We start from the raw sequence: 13,601 nt of genomic DNA on the forward strand, positions 1-13,601 counted from the left end.
AACGCCGCACTCTACGGTGCGCCGCAAACGCGGACAATATGAAACGCCGTGCATAGGGGCGGCACGTCGGCCCGAACAACTCAATCCTGATGCCGGATCGCGGATTGTCCTTCGTGCGACGTTGCGGAACTCGACAGCTGCTCCAGGCGCTCGGCCAACCAGACCTTGATGATCGATTGGCGGGTGACTCCGATGCGGCTCGCTTCGCGGTCGAGCGATTCGATCATCCACGTGGGGAAATCGACATTCACCCGCTTCTGGAGCTGATTCGGACGACGTGCGCTCGACAGGTCCAGATCGTCGATCACATCGTCATTCCCGTCGTCGAACTTCTTGTCAAACTTATTTGCTTTCATAGAGTTCCACCTCCCGCGGACGGGATCGCCGCACCGAAATGATCCGGACCGTCCGCCCGCGATAGGTAATCACTGCCGACCAGCACTTGCCGTCGATTCGTCCGATGACGAGCGAGCGCGGCTCGTCCGTGGAGCGCGCCGCGATCTCGACAAAATCAGGGTCGTTCCACAAACGCCGGGCAACGCTGAAATCGACACCGTGCTTGGTGAAGTTGGCCCGGCTCTTGTTCTCGTCGAACTCGAACGCGTACATAAGGATAGAAACTATACCTTAATCGCACACGCGCAAGGCTCAGAAGGCCGCGACGATCTCCACGGCGCGTTCGACGTCCTCGCGGTCGACGTCGAGATGGGTGATCCAGCGCAGACGCTGAACCTTCTTCGACGACGACTGGTAGGGGCCGCCGGAAACCCTGACCTTGTGGCGGGACAGGTGGGCCAGGAATTTGGGTGCGAGCTCGGGATCGACGTCGATGAAGAGGATGTTGGTGCTCGCGTCCGGTACTTCGATGCGTCCGGCAAGCTTGTCGTTGGCGGCCACGGCCTCGCGCAGGCCGCGCGCGAGGTGGCGGGCGTTGTCGTGGTCCTCGCTCATGCGCACGACGTTGTTCTCCAGCGCGTAGATGCCGGCCGCGGCCAGCATGCCGGCCTGGCGCATCGCGCCGCCGAGCATCTTGCGCACGCGCTTGGCCTGGCGGATGAACTCCTGATTGCCCAGCACCAGCGAGCCGACCGGCGCGCCCAGGCCCTTGGACAAACACAGCGACAACGAATCCCAGCCCTGGCAGATCTCGTTGGCGCGGTCGAACGGCTGACCGCCATCGCGCTCGACGCGATCCATCGCGGCGTTGAACAGGCGCGCGCCGTCGATGTGGGTCTTCAGGCGGTGGCGCTCGGCCAGGGCCAGCACCTCGCGCATGTAGGCCGGGGGCAGTACCTTGCCGCCCGTGGTGTTCTCGAGCACCACCAGCCGCGTGCGCGCGAAGTGCGGGTCGTCGATCTTGATCGTGCCCTCGATGTCGGCCAGGTCGATGGTGCCATCGGCGCGGTTTTCCAGCGGCTGCGGCTGGATCGAGCCGAGCACCGCCATGCCGCCGGTTTCCATGCGGTAGGTATGCCACTGCTGGCCGACGATGGCCTCGTCGCCGCGGGCGCAGTGACACATCATCGCGATGGTGTTGGTCTGCGTGCCACTGGGCGCGAACAGCGCGGCCTCGAAGCCGAGCATGTCGGCGGCCATCTCCTGCAGGCGGTTGACGGTGGGGTCGTCGCCCAGCACGTCGTCGCCCAGGGGCGCGTCGATCATCGCGCGCTTCATCTCGGGCGAGGGCTGGGTGACGGTGTCGCTGCGAAAGTCCATGGTCTTGGTCATCGGCGGATCACTCGAATGTTGCGGTGCAATATCAGTGTAGCCCAACGCGGCCCCGCGTCGAGACCGAAAATGCCTGATGCTTGACCGCGGTCAACCGAGTTCGATCGCACCACTGGCGGCGAGCGCGTCGATCTCGGCGTCCGCGTAGCCGGCGTCGCGCAGCACCTCGCGCGTGTGCTGGCCCAGCGTCGGCGCGGGCGTGACGACCTTGCCCGGTGTCTCGCTGAACTTGATCGGCAGTCCCAGCGCGCGCGTCCGCCCGGCCCTGGGGTGATCGAGTTCGACCACCATTTGGCGCGCGAGCGTCTGCGGGTCGGCGGCCATCGCCGCGATGTCGTTGATGGGGCCCGCGGGAATGCCGGCGGCGTCGAGATCCTCGAGCCAGTCGGCGGTACTGCGCTGCTTCAGGTGGTCGCCGAGCAGGCGGGCGAGCTCCTCGCGGTTGGCCATGCGGTCGCTGTTGGTCGCAAAGCGTGCGTCCTCGATCAGCTCCGGCGCGCCGACCAGGGTGGCGATGCGTTCCCAGTTGGCCTGATTCGCCCCGCCGATGTTGATCCAGCCGTCAGCCGTCGGAAAGGCCTGATACGGCGCAGCCAGCACATGGGCGGAGCCGGTGGGCTTGGGCGACACGCCGGTGGCGAAGTAGATCGCCGACTGCCAGAAGGTCTGCTGGATGCCGGCTTCCATCAGCGAGGTGTCGACAAACTGGCCCTCGCCGGTCTTGAGGCGATGCACATAGGCCGAGACGATGCCGATGGTGGCCAGCAGGCCGGCGTTGATGTCGGTCACCGGCGGGCCGGACTTGACCGGCGGGCCGCCAGGATCGCCGGTGATGCTCATGATACCGGACACGCCCTGCGCGATCAGGTCGAAGCCGCCGCGCTCGGCGTACGGGCCGGTCTGGCCGTAGCCGGAGATCGAACACCAGATCAGCGCCGGGTTGATCTTGCGCAGCGCGTCGTACCCCACGCCGAGCTTTTCCATCGTGCCCTTGCGGTAGTTCTCGAACAGCACGTCAGCGTCTTTCACCAGCCGCCGCAGCACTTCGCGCCCGCCCTCGGTCTTGAGGTTGAGGGCAATCGAGCGCTTGTTGCGGTTGAGCATCATGAAGGCGGCCGATTCGCCATTGACCTGCGGCTCGGCATAGCGGCGCGAGTCGTCGCCGCCGGGGATCTTCTCGACCTTGATGACGTCCGCGCCCATGTCGGCCAGCAAGGTGCCACAGGTGGGGCCGGCCATGATCTGCGCGAGTTCGAGAACCTTGACGCCGGCCAGCGGGCCGGTCTTTTGCTTGCTGCTCATCACTTGCCTTTCCATTCGGGACTGCGCCGGGCGATGAAGGCTTTCACGCCCTCGCGGAAGTCGTCGCTGCCGTAGCAGGTGTGAATCAGATCCTCGCCGCCGGGCAGGCTGTGCATCACCAGACGCCGCAGGCCTTCCTTGACGGTGCGCTGGGTGACGGGGGCGAGCGCGCTCAGGCGCGAGACGAGCCTGGCGGCCGCGGCATCGATCTCGTCGGGCGCGCATACCTGCTGCAGGAAGCCGCATTCGAGCGCCTCATCGGCGTCGGGCATTTCGGCGAGCATCAGCATGCGCTTGACGCGCTGCTGACCGAAGGCCGCGACCAGACGTGCGAGGTTGGCCACCGACAGCGTGTTGCCCAGCGTGCGTGCGATCGGCACGGCGAAGCGCGCGCCCGGCGTTGCGATGCGAAAGTCGCAGGCGGTGGCGATCGCCAGGCCGCCACCCACGCACCAGCCTTCGACGATGGCCACGGTGGGCATCGGCAACTGCTCGACCAGCGCCAGGCAGGTGTCGATCTTGTGTTCGTAGTCCACCCCGGCGTCGCCGTCGAAGCCGCGGAACTGCTCGATATCGGTGCCGGCGACAAAGGCCTCGCCACCGGCGCCGCGGAAGGTCACGACGCGCACCGTGGCGTCGTCGCGCACGCGCTCGCAGATCTCGCCCAGTTGCGCGTACATCGCCCAGGTCATCGCATTGCGCGCCTGCGGACGGTCGAAAACCACCGATGCCACGCCGGGATCGATGGTCAGATGAACGCTGCCTTCACTCATGGGAATCTCTCGGAAGACGGCCCGGGGGCATGGCCCCGGGCCGGGTTTGCATCAGCGGTAGAAGTACTCCACCAGGAACATCGGGATGGCCGGCACGTAGGTGACCATCATCAGCAGGAAGAACAGCACGCCGATGAAGGGCAGGTTCACCTTGGTGACCTTCCACATGTCGGCGCGTGCAATCGAGCACGAGGTCGCCAGCACCGAGGCCACCGGCGGGGTCTGCTGGCCGATGCCCAGGTTGAGCGTGACCACCAGTCCGAAATGCACCGGGTCGATGCCTACCGCGTTGACCAGCGGCAGCACGATGGGCACGACCAGAATGATCGCCGCCGCCGAGTGCAGGAACAAGCCGCAGATCAGGAAGAACACGTTGAGCATCGCCAGCACGACGTACTTGTTGTCGGTGAAGGACGTCATCGCGGCCGCGATCTGTTGCGGCATCTGCAGTTCGGTGAGCAGGTGGCCGAGCAGCGCCGAAGCCGCCACCAGCAACATCACCACCGCGGTCTGGATGCCACCGTCGAGCATCGACTCGTACAGGTGTTTGAGATTGAGCTCACGGTAGATCACGCCGCCGATGAACAGCGCCGCCAGCACCGCCAGCGCCGCGCCCTCGGTGGCCGTGACCCAGCCGCCGAAGATGCCGCCGAGGATGATCAGCGGCAGCGTGAAGGCCCAGCCGGCTTCCTTGCCGGTGTCCTTGAGCTTCTTCCAGCTGAAGACTTCCTCGACCGGATAGTTGTAGCGCGTGGCGTACCAGTAGGCCAGGCCCATCATCATCACGCCGCCGAGCACGCCGGGCACGATGCCGGCGACGAAGATCTGCACCACCGAGGCGTCGGCCATGACCGCGTACAGGATCATCGGGATCGACGGCGGAATGATCACCGCCAGCGTCGCCGAGGAGGATGTGACGGCCGCGGCGAACTCCTTCGGATAGCCCTTCTTCTTCATCGCCGGGATCAGGATCGAGCCCATCGCGGCCACGTCGGCCACGGCCGAGCCCGAAATCTCGGCGAAGAACAGCGAAGTGCCGATGTTGACCATCGCCAGGCCGCCCTTGATGCAGCCGAAGATGGCCGAGGCGAAGGCGATGAGGCGGCGCGACAGGCTCGACGAGTTCATGATCGCGCCGGCGAGGATGAACAGCGGGATGGCCAGCAGCGGGAAGTTGGTCGCCCCCGAGAACATCGTGATCGCCGCCGAGAGCAGCGAATCCATGCCGTGGGTCGAGATCATCACGACCATCGCGACGACGCCCAGCGCCACCCCGATGGGCACGTTGATCAGAATCAGGGCCACCAGGCCCAGGAGCATCAGGAGACCGGTCATTTTTTCAGTGCCTCCATCAGCTCGCGCTCCTCGGCATCGATGATGCCCTGGCCGCGCGCCTGCTCCAGCACTTCGGGCAGACTCAACAGTTGCGCGATGATGAACAGCACGGCGCCGATCGGGATGACCGACTGGGTCAGGCTGGTCGGGATGTTGCGCATCGTGACCATGGTGTCGCCCTCGAGGATCACGAGCACCTGATAGCCATACCAGGCCAGCAGCGCGAAGAAGGCGATGATGATGGCCTCGGCCAGCAGCACCACCGGCACACGCATGGCCGGCTGCAGCGAATTGACGAGACCGGGAAAGCCGATATGTGCGCGCTTCAATGCGGCGAGCGCGGCGCCGTAGTAGGTGAGCCAGGCGAGCAGAATGGATGCCCCCTCGTCATACCAGACCAGCGACCAGCCCATCTTGCGGTAGAAGACGCCGGTCAGTACGACGACGGCGAGCGTGCCGAGCAACGTGATGACGATGCCGGTCAACACGCGATCGAATACGGTTCTTAGCGTGGAGAACACGTTGGTGAATCCTGTTCAGTTCGTTCGGGAGACGCGAAAGCGAGGGGTAAACCGGACCGGCCCTGCATGCGGGGTTGCCACAAGCAGGGCCGGTGTCGCGGCAGTTACATGCCCGCGCCCAGTTCGATGGCCTTGTCGACCAGCTTTCCGCCTTCAGGGACTTCCTTGCCGAACTCCTCATAGACGCCCTTGCTGGCGGCGATGAAGGCGTCCTTGTCGGCCTCGTTGACCTGCACGCCGGCCGCCTTGATCTTCTCGAGCAGCTCGCCGTCCAGACGCTCGGCAGACTCATACACGAAGGGCTGCACGTCCTTGGCCGTTTGCGACAGGATGTCCTGCACTTCCTTGGGCAGCGACTCGAACTTGCGCTTGCCCGCGGTCAGGTAGGCCGGGGTATAGACGTGGCCGGTCATCGACAGGTACTTCTGCACTTCCTGGAACTTGGACGAGTAGATCTGCGTGAGCGGGTTCTCCTGACCGTCCATCACGCCGGTCTGCAGCGCGACGAATACCTCGGACAGCGCCATCGGCGACGGGTTGGCGCCATAGGCCTGGAACATCTTCACGCGCCACACGCCCTTCGGGGTGCGCAGCTTCAAACCCTGCAGATCTTCGGGCTTGTTGATCGGGCGTACGTTGTTGGTGATGTTGCGGAAACCGTTCTCCCACACGCCGAGGATCTTGTAGCCCTTCTCCTCGGCCATCGGCGCGAGGCTGGGCCACACGACCTCGCTTTCGATCTTCTTCATGTGGTCGCGGTTCTTGACCAGATACGGCATCTCGAACATGCCGAAGGCGTCGACCGTGGACGACATCACCGACGAGGGCAGCGACAGTTCCAGCGTACCCAGACGGAGCTTCTGCATCATCTCCGAGTCCGAACCCTGCTGGCTCGAGCCGAACACGACGACCTTGCCGCGATTGCCCAGACGCTCATTGGCGACGCGGGCGAACTCGTTGGCCGAAACCTCGAACAGCGAGCCCGGGCCGCCGACGTGACCGAGGCGGATTTCAACCTGCGCATGGGCGGTCGCCGTCAGGCCGGCGGCCACCAGCGCAAAGGCCCCTGCGGTGACGATCCTCTTCATCTTGAACATGGTGCTGTCTCCTCTCTTTGTGAAGTCGTTTTTTTAGTCGTTTCCGACTGCCGCGCCGGGGCGAAGCCCGGCGAGGTTCCTGCACGGGGCGGGCAGGCGCCCGCCCCGACCGGCCACTGTTCTTACGCCGCGGCCCTGAGTCCGGATTGTTGCGGGTGCGCCATGAAATAGTCCATTGCGGCTTGTACGCCACTGCCGGCGATCTTCACGCCGGAGAGCTTGAGCCCCATCTCGGCACCCGAGAGCGTCGCCATCAGCGTCAGATCGTTGCAGTCACCCAGGTGGCCGATGCGGAACATGCGCCCCTTGACCTTGCCCAGACCCATGCCCAGCGACATGTCGAAGCGCTGATAGATGAGGCGACGGATGGCGTCGGCATCCACGCCAGCCGGCGTGATTACACCGGTGAGCACCGGCGAATACACGGCCGGATCGGCACACTGGATGGGCAGACCCCAGGCATTGACGGCCGCACGCACGCCCGCGCCCCAACGCTGATGACGCGCGAAGACGTTGTCCAGCCCTTCCTCGAGAATCATCTCGATGGCCTCGTGCAGGCCGTAGAGCAGGTTGGTGTTGGGCGTGTAGGGCCAGTAGCCGGTCTTGTTCGACTCGAGGATCTCGTCCCACGCCCAGTAGGACTTGGGCATCTTCGATTGCTTGCTGGCCTCGATCGCCTTGGGCGAGATCGCGTTGAAGCTGATGCCCGGCGGCAGCATGAGGCCTTTCTGCGAACCCGAGATGGTGACGTCCACGCCCCATTCGTCGTGGCGGAAGTCCGCGCAGGCCAGGCCCGAGATGGTGTCGACCATCAGCAGCGCCGGGTGGCCGGCGGCGTCGATGGCGCGGCGCACTGCGGCGATGTCCGAGGTCGCGCCGGTCGAGGTCTCGTTGTGCACCACGCACACGGCGCGAATCTGGTGACTGCTGTCCTCACGCAGACGCTTCTCGATGAGGTCGGCCTGCACGCCGTTGCGCCAGGTCACCGGCAGACCGGTGTCGTCGGTGCCAGGCAGGGACAGGAACTCGGTCTTCACGCCCAGGCGCGTGGCCATCTTGTGCCACAACGAGGAGAAGTGGCCGGTTTCGTACATCAGCACCAGATCGCCCGGACTGGCGACGTTGGCCAGCGCGGCTTCCCACGCGCCGGTACCGGAGGCCGGATAGATGATGACCGGGTGCCTGGTCTTGAAGATCTGCTGAATGCCGGCCAAAAGCTTCTGGCCGAGCACGCCGAATTCGGGGCCACGATGGTCGATCGTCGGCAGGCTCATGGCCCGCAGGATGCGATCGGGGACGGGGCTGGGGCCGGGAATCTGCAGGAAATGCCGGCCGCTGGGATGTGCATCGAGTGTCAACATTGCGAGAGTTCCTCCAAACGGTAGGTTTAGTTTTGCATACAAAATACGTTTGTCAACCAATAGCTGCTTTTGAGGCGCTATAATGTGGTCATCGCAACGCTGCATTTTGCATACAAAACCAGCGAGCCCATGAACAACATCATCTCCATCCCGCGTCAGTCGCTGCACCAGGAAGTGGCCAACCGCCTGCGCCAGCGAATCATCGAAGGCGAACTCGACCCCGGCACCAAGCTCAACGAGCGCGAGCTGTGCGAAGTCATGAACGTGTCGCGCACCCCGCTGCGCGAGGCGGTCAAGATGCTCGCCGCCGAGGGCCTGGTGGAACTGCTGCCCAACCGCGGCGCGGTCGTCGCGCGGCTCAGCGAGCAGGACGTGCTCGACACCTTCGAGGTCATCGCCGGGCTCGAAGGCCTGTCCGGCGAACTGGCCGCAGCACGCATCACTGCGGAAGAGCTGACCGAGATCCGCGCACTGCAGTACGAGATGCGCGCGGCCCACGCGCGGCGCGACCTGCCCGCCTACTACGGCCTGAACGCGCGCATCCACGAACTCATCAACGCCGCCGCGCGCAACCCGGTGCTCACCCAGACCTGGCGCAACGTCAACGCCCGCCTGCAGGTGATGCGCTTTCGTTCCAACCTCGACGGCACCAAGTGGGATCAGGCGCTCGAAGAGCACGAACGCATGGTCGAGATGCTCGCCGAACGCGACGCAGCCGGCCTGCGCAAGTTGCTGATCGGCCACCTGATGGTCAAGCGCGACACCGTCATCGAACTGATGCGCGCCGGCAGGCTGTATCAGAAGCAGAAGGAAAACGCATGAACAAGCCGCTGCCGCTCAACGTCACACGCGAGAACGCGCACACGGCCAGCGAGGAGATCGCGCGGCGCGCCACCCCGGAAGCGGCCGATCTGGCGCGCCGTCTGGCGCGCGAGACCACCGGCGAGGTGCTCTTCGATGCGGCCTCACGCGGGCGCTACGCCACCGACGCGTCGATCTACGAAGTCATTCCCGCCGGCGTCTTCGTGCCCAAGACGCAGCAGGACGTCGCGCTCGCGATCGACATCGCGCGCGACCTCAAGGTGCCGCTCACCCCGCGCGGCGGCGGCACCTCGCAATGCGGCCAGACGGTCGGTGCCGGGCTGGTCATCGACAATTCCAAGTACCTGCGCAAGGTGCTCGACTTCGACGCCGAGGAAGGCGTGATCGAAGTCGAACCGGGCATGGTGCTCGACCATCTGAACGGGCGGCTCAAGCCGCACGGGCTGTGGTATCCGGTCGACGTATCCACCGGCGCGCAGGCCACGCTCGGTGGCATGGCCGGCAACAACTCCTGCGGCAGCCGCTCCATTGCCTACGGCAACATGGTGCACAACGTGCTGGGCATGAACGTCTGGCTGGCCGACGGCGGCGAGCTCGCCCTCGGCCCGGTCGATACGCTGGGCGAGCGCGAACGCGAACTCGCCGGCTTCGTACGCAACCTCGCCGACGAGTTGCGCCCCGAGATCGAGCAGATGTGGCCGCGCGTAATGCGTCGCGTGGCCGGCTACAACCTCGACATCTTCCATCCGATGAGCGAGAAGCCGTACACCGCCGACGGCAGCGTCAATCTGGCGCACCTGCTGGTCGGCTCCGAGGGCACGCTGGCGGTGACCCGCAGCCTGCGCCTCAAGCTCTCGCCGCTGGCCGGCTCCAAGGTGCTGGGGGTGGTGAATTTCCCGACCTTCCACAAGGCGATGGACTCGGCCCAGCACATCGTCAAGCTGGGTCCCACCGCGGTGGAACTGGTCGACCGCACGATGATCGAGCTGGCCATCGCCAACCCGGCCTTCCGTCCGGTCATCGAGACCGCGTTGATCGGTCGCCCCGATGCCATCCTGCTGGTCGAGTTCGCCGGCGACGACCGCGCCGCCCTGCTGCGCCAGCTCGACGGGCTGGTGGAACTGATGGGCGAACTGGGGCTGCCCGGCAGCGTAGTCGAGATGCCCGAAGAAGCCTCGCAGAAGGCCCTGTGGGAAGTGCGCAAGGCCGGGCTCAACATCATGATGAGCCTCAAGGGCGACGGCAAGCCGGTGTCCTTCATCGAGGACTGTGCGGTGCCGCTGGAGCATCTGGCCGAATACACCGACGCGCTCACCGAAGTCTTCGCCCGCCACGGCACGCGCGGCACCTGGTATGCCCATGCCTCGGTGGGCACGCTGCACGTGCGCCCCATCCTCGACATGCGCCGTGACGGCGCCATCAAGATGCGCGCCATCGCCGAGGAAGCGGCCGAACTGGTGCGTCGCTACCGCGGCGCCTACAGCGGCGAACACGGCGACGGCCTGTGCCGCGGCGAATGGATCGAATGGCAGTTCGGGCCGCGTATCAATGAGGCCTTCCGCGCCATCAAGCGTCACCTCGACCCGAACGGCCTGATGAACCCGGGGCGCATCATCGATCCGCCGCGCATGGACGACGCGCGCCTGTTCCGCTACCCGCCCGAGTACCGCACGATCCCGCTGACGCCGGTATTCGACTGGTCCGCCTGGAACGTACAAAACGACCCCAAGACCGAAACCACCACCGCACCGGGCACCGGCGGCGACCTCACCGGCGGCTTCGCCAAGGCCGTCGAGATGTGCAACAACAACGGCCACTGCCGCAAGTTCGACGTCGGCACGATGTGCCCGAGCTACCGCGTAACCCGTGACGAGATCCATCTGACGCGGGGTCGCGCCAATACCCTGCGCATGGCCCTGTCGGGCCGCCTGGGCGAGGACGCGCTCACCGGCGACGCGGTGAAGGAGGCACTCGACCTGTGCGTGGGCTGCAAGGGCTGCAAGCGCGACTGCCCCACCGGCGTCGACATGGCGAAAATGAAATACGAAGTGCAGGCGCAGCGGCGCGTGCGCTACGGTATCGCGTTCAAGGACCGGCTGATCGCGCAGATTCCCGACTACGCGAATCTCGCCAGCCGAGTGCCGTGGCTGTTCAACCTGCGTGACCGCATTCCCGGTCTGGCGAAACTCACCGAGCGCTGGCTCGGGCTGTCGGCCAGACGCAGTCTGCCCAAGTGGCGACGCGACACCTTCTGGCGCGAGGCGCGCAAGCTGCGGCTTGCCAGCCGTGACGAGGTGCTGGCCTCGGACAAGGGCGTGGTGCTGTTCGTCGATACCTTCAACGGCTTCCTCGATTCGGAGAACGCCGTGGCCGCGGTGCGCGTGCTGCAGGCGGCCGGCTACAGCGTGCATGCCGCGCGTGCCGGCAGTGGCGCCAACCTGTGTTGCGGCCGCACCTATCTGGCCGCCGGCATGGCCGACGAAGCGCGCGCCAAGGGGCGCGAGCTGATCGACGCGATGCTGCCCTTCGCCCAGCGCGGCATGGCCATCGTCGGCCTGGAGCCCTCCTGCCTGCTGGCCCTGCGCGACGAACTGCTGGTGATGGGTTTTGGCGAACCGGCGAAGATCGTCGCGAGCCGCGCCGTGCTGCTCGAGGAATTCATCGCGCGGGAGGCGCGCGAGGGCCGCTTCGCCGTGAAGCTGCGCCCCGCCGCCAGGCCGATCAAGGTGCACGGCCACTGTCACCAGAAGGCCTTCGCCGCGGTCACGCCGATCATGGAGGTGCTGCGCCTGATCCCGGACGCGCAACCCGAGCTGATCGAATCCTCCTGCTGCGGCATGGCCGGCGCTTTCGGCTACGAGGCGTCGCACTACGACGTGTCGATGAAGATGGCCGAGTTGTCCCTGCTGCCAGCGGTGCGCTCGGCACCGGACGCGATCATCGTCGCCGACGGCACCAGTTGCCGCCACCAGATCGCCGACGGCGCGGCGCGCGAGGCACGTCACGTCGCGCGCGTGCTCGCCGATCACCTGAACTGAGGTCGTTTCGGGCGCGCACGGTTTGACCACGCGCGCCCGGCCGATCGATACTCCGATCCCCGGAAACGAGAGCCCCTGCCCGAGATGTCCGATCAGAACCTGTACCTGACCCTCAAGAGCGGCTTCCCCGCCTCCCCCGACGCGCCGGCCCTGGAAACCGAATCCGGCGCCGTCCACAGCTACGGCGATCTCGAGCGCGCGAGCGCGCGCTACGCCAACATGATCGCCTCGCTCGGCCTGGTGCCGGGCGACCGCGTCGTGGTGCAGATCGAAAAGTCGCCCGAGGCGCTGTTCCTGTATCTGGCCTGTCTGCGCGCGGGCGTGATCTTCGTGCCGCTCAATTCGGCCTATCGTCGCAAGGAAATGGCCTATTTCCTCGGCGACGCCGAACCGCGGCTGGTGGTGTGCAGCCCGGCGCACGAGGACCAGTTCCTCGATCTCGCCGCCGAGGCCGGCAACCCGGCGGTGCTGACCCTGGGCGACCACGGCGACGGCTCGGCCTCCGAGCGCGCCTCGACCATGCCGGACCATTTCGACACGGTGGCGCGCAGCGGTGACGATCTGGCCTGCATCCTGTACACCTCCGGCACCACGGGTCGCTCCAAGGGGGCGATGCTGACCCATCGCAACCTCGCATCCAACGCACAGACCCTGCACGAATACTGGGGTTTCGTTCCCGGCGACGTGCTCCTGCACGTGCTGCCCATCTTCCACGCCCACGGTCTGTTCGTGGCCTGTCACTGCGCACTGCTCAACGGCAGCCTGATGCTGTGGCAGCCGCGCTTCGACGTCGACCGCGTGATCGAGCTGCTGCCGCGCGCGAGCGTCTTCATGGGCGTGCCCACGCTGTACACGCGACTGCTCGAGCAGGAAGGCTTCGATCGCGCGCTGTGCGGCCACATTCGCCTGTTCGTCTCCGGCTCGGCGCCCCTGCTGTCGGAAACCCATCGCGAATTCGAACGACGCACCGGCCAGGCCATCCTCGAGCGCTACGGCATGACCGAGACGGTGATGCTCACTTCCAACCCGTATGAGGGCGAACGCCGCGCCGGCACGGTGGGCTTTCCGCTGCCCGGGGTGGAACTGCGCATCGTCGACAACGATGGCAAGGAAGTCCCGCAGGGCGAGACCGGCCACGTGCAGGTGCGCGGCCCCAACGTGTTCCCCGGCTACTGGCGCATGCCGGAGAAGACCGCCGAGGAGTTCACCGACGACGGTTTCTTCCGCACCGGTGACCTGGGCACCATCGACGAGCGCGGCTACGTGCATCTGGTCGGGCGCAGCAAGGACCTCATCATCACCGGCGGCTACAACGTGTACCCCAAGGAGATCGAGGGCTGGATCGACGATCTCGACGGCGTCAAGGAATCGGCCGTGATCGGCCTGCCGCACCCGGACTTCGGCGAGGCCGTGGCCGCGGTGATCGTGCCGGAAGCCGGCGCCGGGCTCGACGAGGCCACGGTCATCGCGCGACTCAAGGCGGATCTGGCCAATTTCAAGGTACCCAAGCGCGTGTTCTTCCTCCCGGAGCTTCCACGCAATACCATGGGAAAGGTGCAGAAGAACGTATTGCGCGATACCTTTGCACGACAGATGAACTGAGCCGGATTCACCGGCGGGGAGA

Annotated in this window: 12 protein-coding genes; 3 read left to right on the forward strand and 9 right to left on the reverse strand. The window is 65.9% G+C overall.

The features are described from left to right. Window positions 1-80: 80 nt before the first annotated feature. The 9 genes from brnA to C0099_RS14725 form a co-directional block, all read right to left on the reverse strand. Window positions 81-356 (reverse strand): type II toxin-antitoxin system BrnA family antitoxin, encoded by a 276-nt coding sequence (brnA, locus tag C0099_RS14685; protein ID WP_102248120.1) that lies wholly within the window; start codon window positions 354-356, stop codon window positions 81-83. After that, entirely contained in the window at window positions 343-609 is a 267-nt protein-coding gene (locus C0099_RS14690) for a BrnT family toxin (RefSeq protein ID WP_102248121.1), read from the reverse strand. Before C0099_RS14690 ends, brnA begins: the two co-directional genes overlap by 14 nt. Window positions 610-648: 39 nt before the next feature. Then, window positions 649-1,728: a low-specificity L-threonine aldolase gene (gene ltaE / locus C0099_RS14695; RefSeq protein WP_199797627.1), complete on the reverse strand. Its 1,080-nt coding sequence runs from the start codon at window positions 1,726-1,728 to the stop codon at window positions 649-651. A 90-nt stretch (window positions 1,729-1,818) separates the two neighbouring features. Further along, the gene (locus tag C0099_RS14700; protein ID WP_199797628.1) at window positions 1,819-3,030 is read right to left on the reverse strand and encodes a CaiB/BaiF CoA transferase family protein; all 1,212 of its coding nucleotides are present in this window, start codon (window positions 3,028-3,030) and stop codon (window positions 1,819-1,821) included. After that, on the reverse strand, window positions 3,030-3,803 hold the full coding sequence (locus C0099_RS14705) for an enoyl-CoA hydratase/isomerase family protein (protein ID WP_102248123.1): 774 nt from the start codon (window positions 3,801-3,803) through the stop codon (window positions 3,030-3,032). The genes C0099_RS14700 and C0099_RS14705 overlap by 1 nt, the downstream gene beginning before the upstream one ends. A gap of 51 nt (window positions 3,804-3,854) precedes the next feature. Further along, window positions 3,855-5,138 (reverse strand): TRAP transporter large permease, encoded by a 1,284-nt coding sequence (locus C0099_RS14710; protein ID WP_102248124.1) that lies wholly within the window; start codon window positions 5,136-5,138, stop codon window positions 3,855-3,857. Next, a complete protein-coding gene (locus C0099_RS14715) occupies window positions 5,135-5,659 on the reverse strand; it encodes a TRAP transporter small permease (protein ID WP_102248125.1) in 525 nt (174 codons plus the stop codon). The genes C0099_RS14710 and C0099_RS14715 overlap by 4 nt, the downstream gene beginning before the upstream one ends. A gap of 104 nt (window positions 5,660-5,763) precedes the next feature. After that, window positions 5,764-6,756, reverse strand: coding sequence for a TRAP transporter substrate-binding protein (locus C0099_RS14720; RefSeq protein ID WP_102248126.1), 993 nt, complete (start codon window positions 6,754-6,756; stop codon window positions 5,764-5,766). Window positions 6,757-6,878: 122 nt separating this feature from the next. After that, the gene (locus C0099_RS14725; RefSeq protein ID WP_102248127.1) at window positions 6,879-8,117 is read right to left on the reverse strand and encodes a pyridoxal-phosphate-dependent aminotransferase family protein; all 1,239 of its coding nucleotides are present in this window, start codon (window positions 8,115-8,117) and stop codon (window positions 6,879-6,881) included. 129 nt (window positions 8,118-8,246) lie between these two features. Between C0099_RS14725 and C0099_RS14730 the strand changes: the two genes are divergently transcribed. The 3 genes from C0099_RS14730 to C0099_RS14740 all read left to right on the forward strand — a co-directional run bounded on the left by C0099_RS14730 (window position 8,247) and on the right by C0099_RS14740 (window position 13,579). Further along, window positions 8,247-8,939: a GntR family transcriptional regulator gene (locus C0099_RS14730; RefSeq protein WP_102248531.1), complete on the forward strand. Its 693-nt coding sequence runs from the start codon at window positions 8,247-8,249 to the stop codon at window positions 8,937-8,939. After that, on the forward strand, window positions 8,936-11,977 hold the full coding sequence (locus tag C0099_RS14735; RefSeq protein WP_102248128.1) for an FAD-binding and (Fe-S)-binding domain-containing protein: 3,042 nt from the start codon (window positions 8,936-8,938) through the stop codon (window positions 11,975-11,977). The genes C0099_RS14730 and C0099_RS14735 overlap by 4 nt, the downstream gene beginning before the upstream one ends. Window positions 11,978-12,061: 84 nt before the next feature. Further along, window positions 12,062-13,579, forward strand: a complete 1,518-nt coding sequence (locus C0099_RS14740) for a malonate--CoA ligase (protein WP_102248129.1) — start codon at window positions 12,062-12,064, stop codon at window positions 13,577-13,579. Window positions 13,580-13,601: the final 22 nt, after the last annotated feature.

The sequence above is a fragment of the Pseudazoarcus pumilus genome (genome assembly GCF_002872475.1).
GTDB lineage: Bacteria > Pseudomonadota > Gammaproteobacteria > Burkholderiales > Rhodocyclaceae > Pseudazoarcus > Pseudazoarcus pumilus.

What these genes read in the sequence shown, in the direction of transcription:
- C0099_RS14710 (WP_102248124.1), bottom strand. Translation starts at nt 5,138, where the DNA reads ATGACCGGTCTCCTGATGCTCCTGGGCCTGGTGGCCCTGATTCTGATC.
- C0099_RS14705 (WP_102248123.1), bottom strand. Translation starts at nt 3,803, where the DNA reads ATGAGTGAAGGCAGCGTTCATCTGACCATCGATCCCGGCGTGGCATCG.
- C0099_RS14720 (WP_102248126.1), bottom strand. Translation starts at nt 6,756, where the DNA reads ATGTTCAAGATGAAGAGGATCGTCACCGCAGGGGCCTTTGCGCTGGTG.
- brnA (WP_102248120.1), bottom strand. Translation starts at nt 356, where the DNA reads ATGAAAGCAAATAAGTTTGACAAGAAGTTCGACGACGGGAATGACGAT.
- C0099_RS14700 (WP_199797628.1), bottom strand. Translation starts at nt 3,030, where the DNA reads ATGAGCAGCAAGCAAAAGACCGGCCCGCTGGCCGGCGTCAAGGTTCTC.
- C0099_RS14740 (WP_102248129.1), top strand. Translation starts at nt 12,062, where the DNA reads ATGTCCGATCAGAACCTGTACCTGACCCTCAAGAGCGGCTTCCCCGCC.
- ltaE (WP_199797627.1), bottom strand. Translation starts at nt 1,728, where the DNA reads ATGACCAAGACCATGGACTTTCGCAGCGACACCGTCACCCAGCCCTCG.
- C0099_RS14690 (WP_102248121.1), bottom strand. Translation starts at nt 609, where the DNA reads ATGTACGCGTTCGAGTTCGACGAGAACAAGAGCCGGGCCAACTTCACC.
- C0099_RS14735 (WP_102248128.1), top strand. Translation starts at nt 8,936, where the DNA reads ATGAACAAGCCGCTGCCGCTCAACGTCACACGCGAGAACGCGCACACG.
- C0099_RS14725 (WP_102248127.1), bottom strand. Translation starts at nt 8,117, where the DNA reads ATGTTGACACTCGATGCACATCCCAGCGGCCGGCATTTCCTGCAGATT.
- C0099_RS14730 (WP_102248531.1), top strand. Translation starts at nt 8,247, where the DNA reads ATGAACAACATCATCTCCATCCCGCGTCAGTCGCTGCACCAGGAAGTG.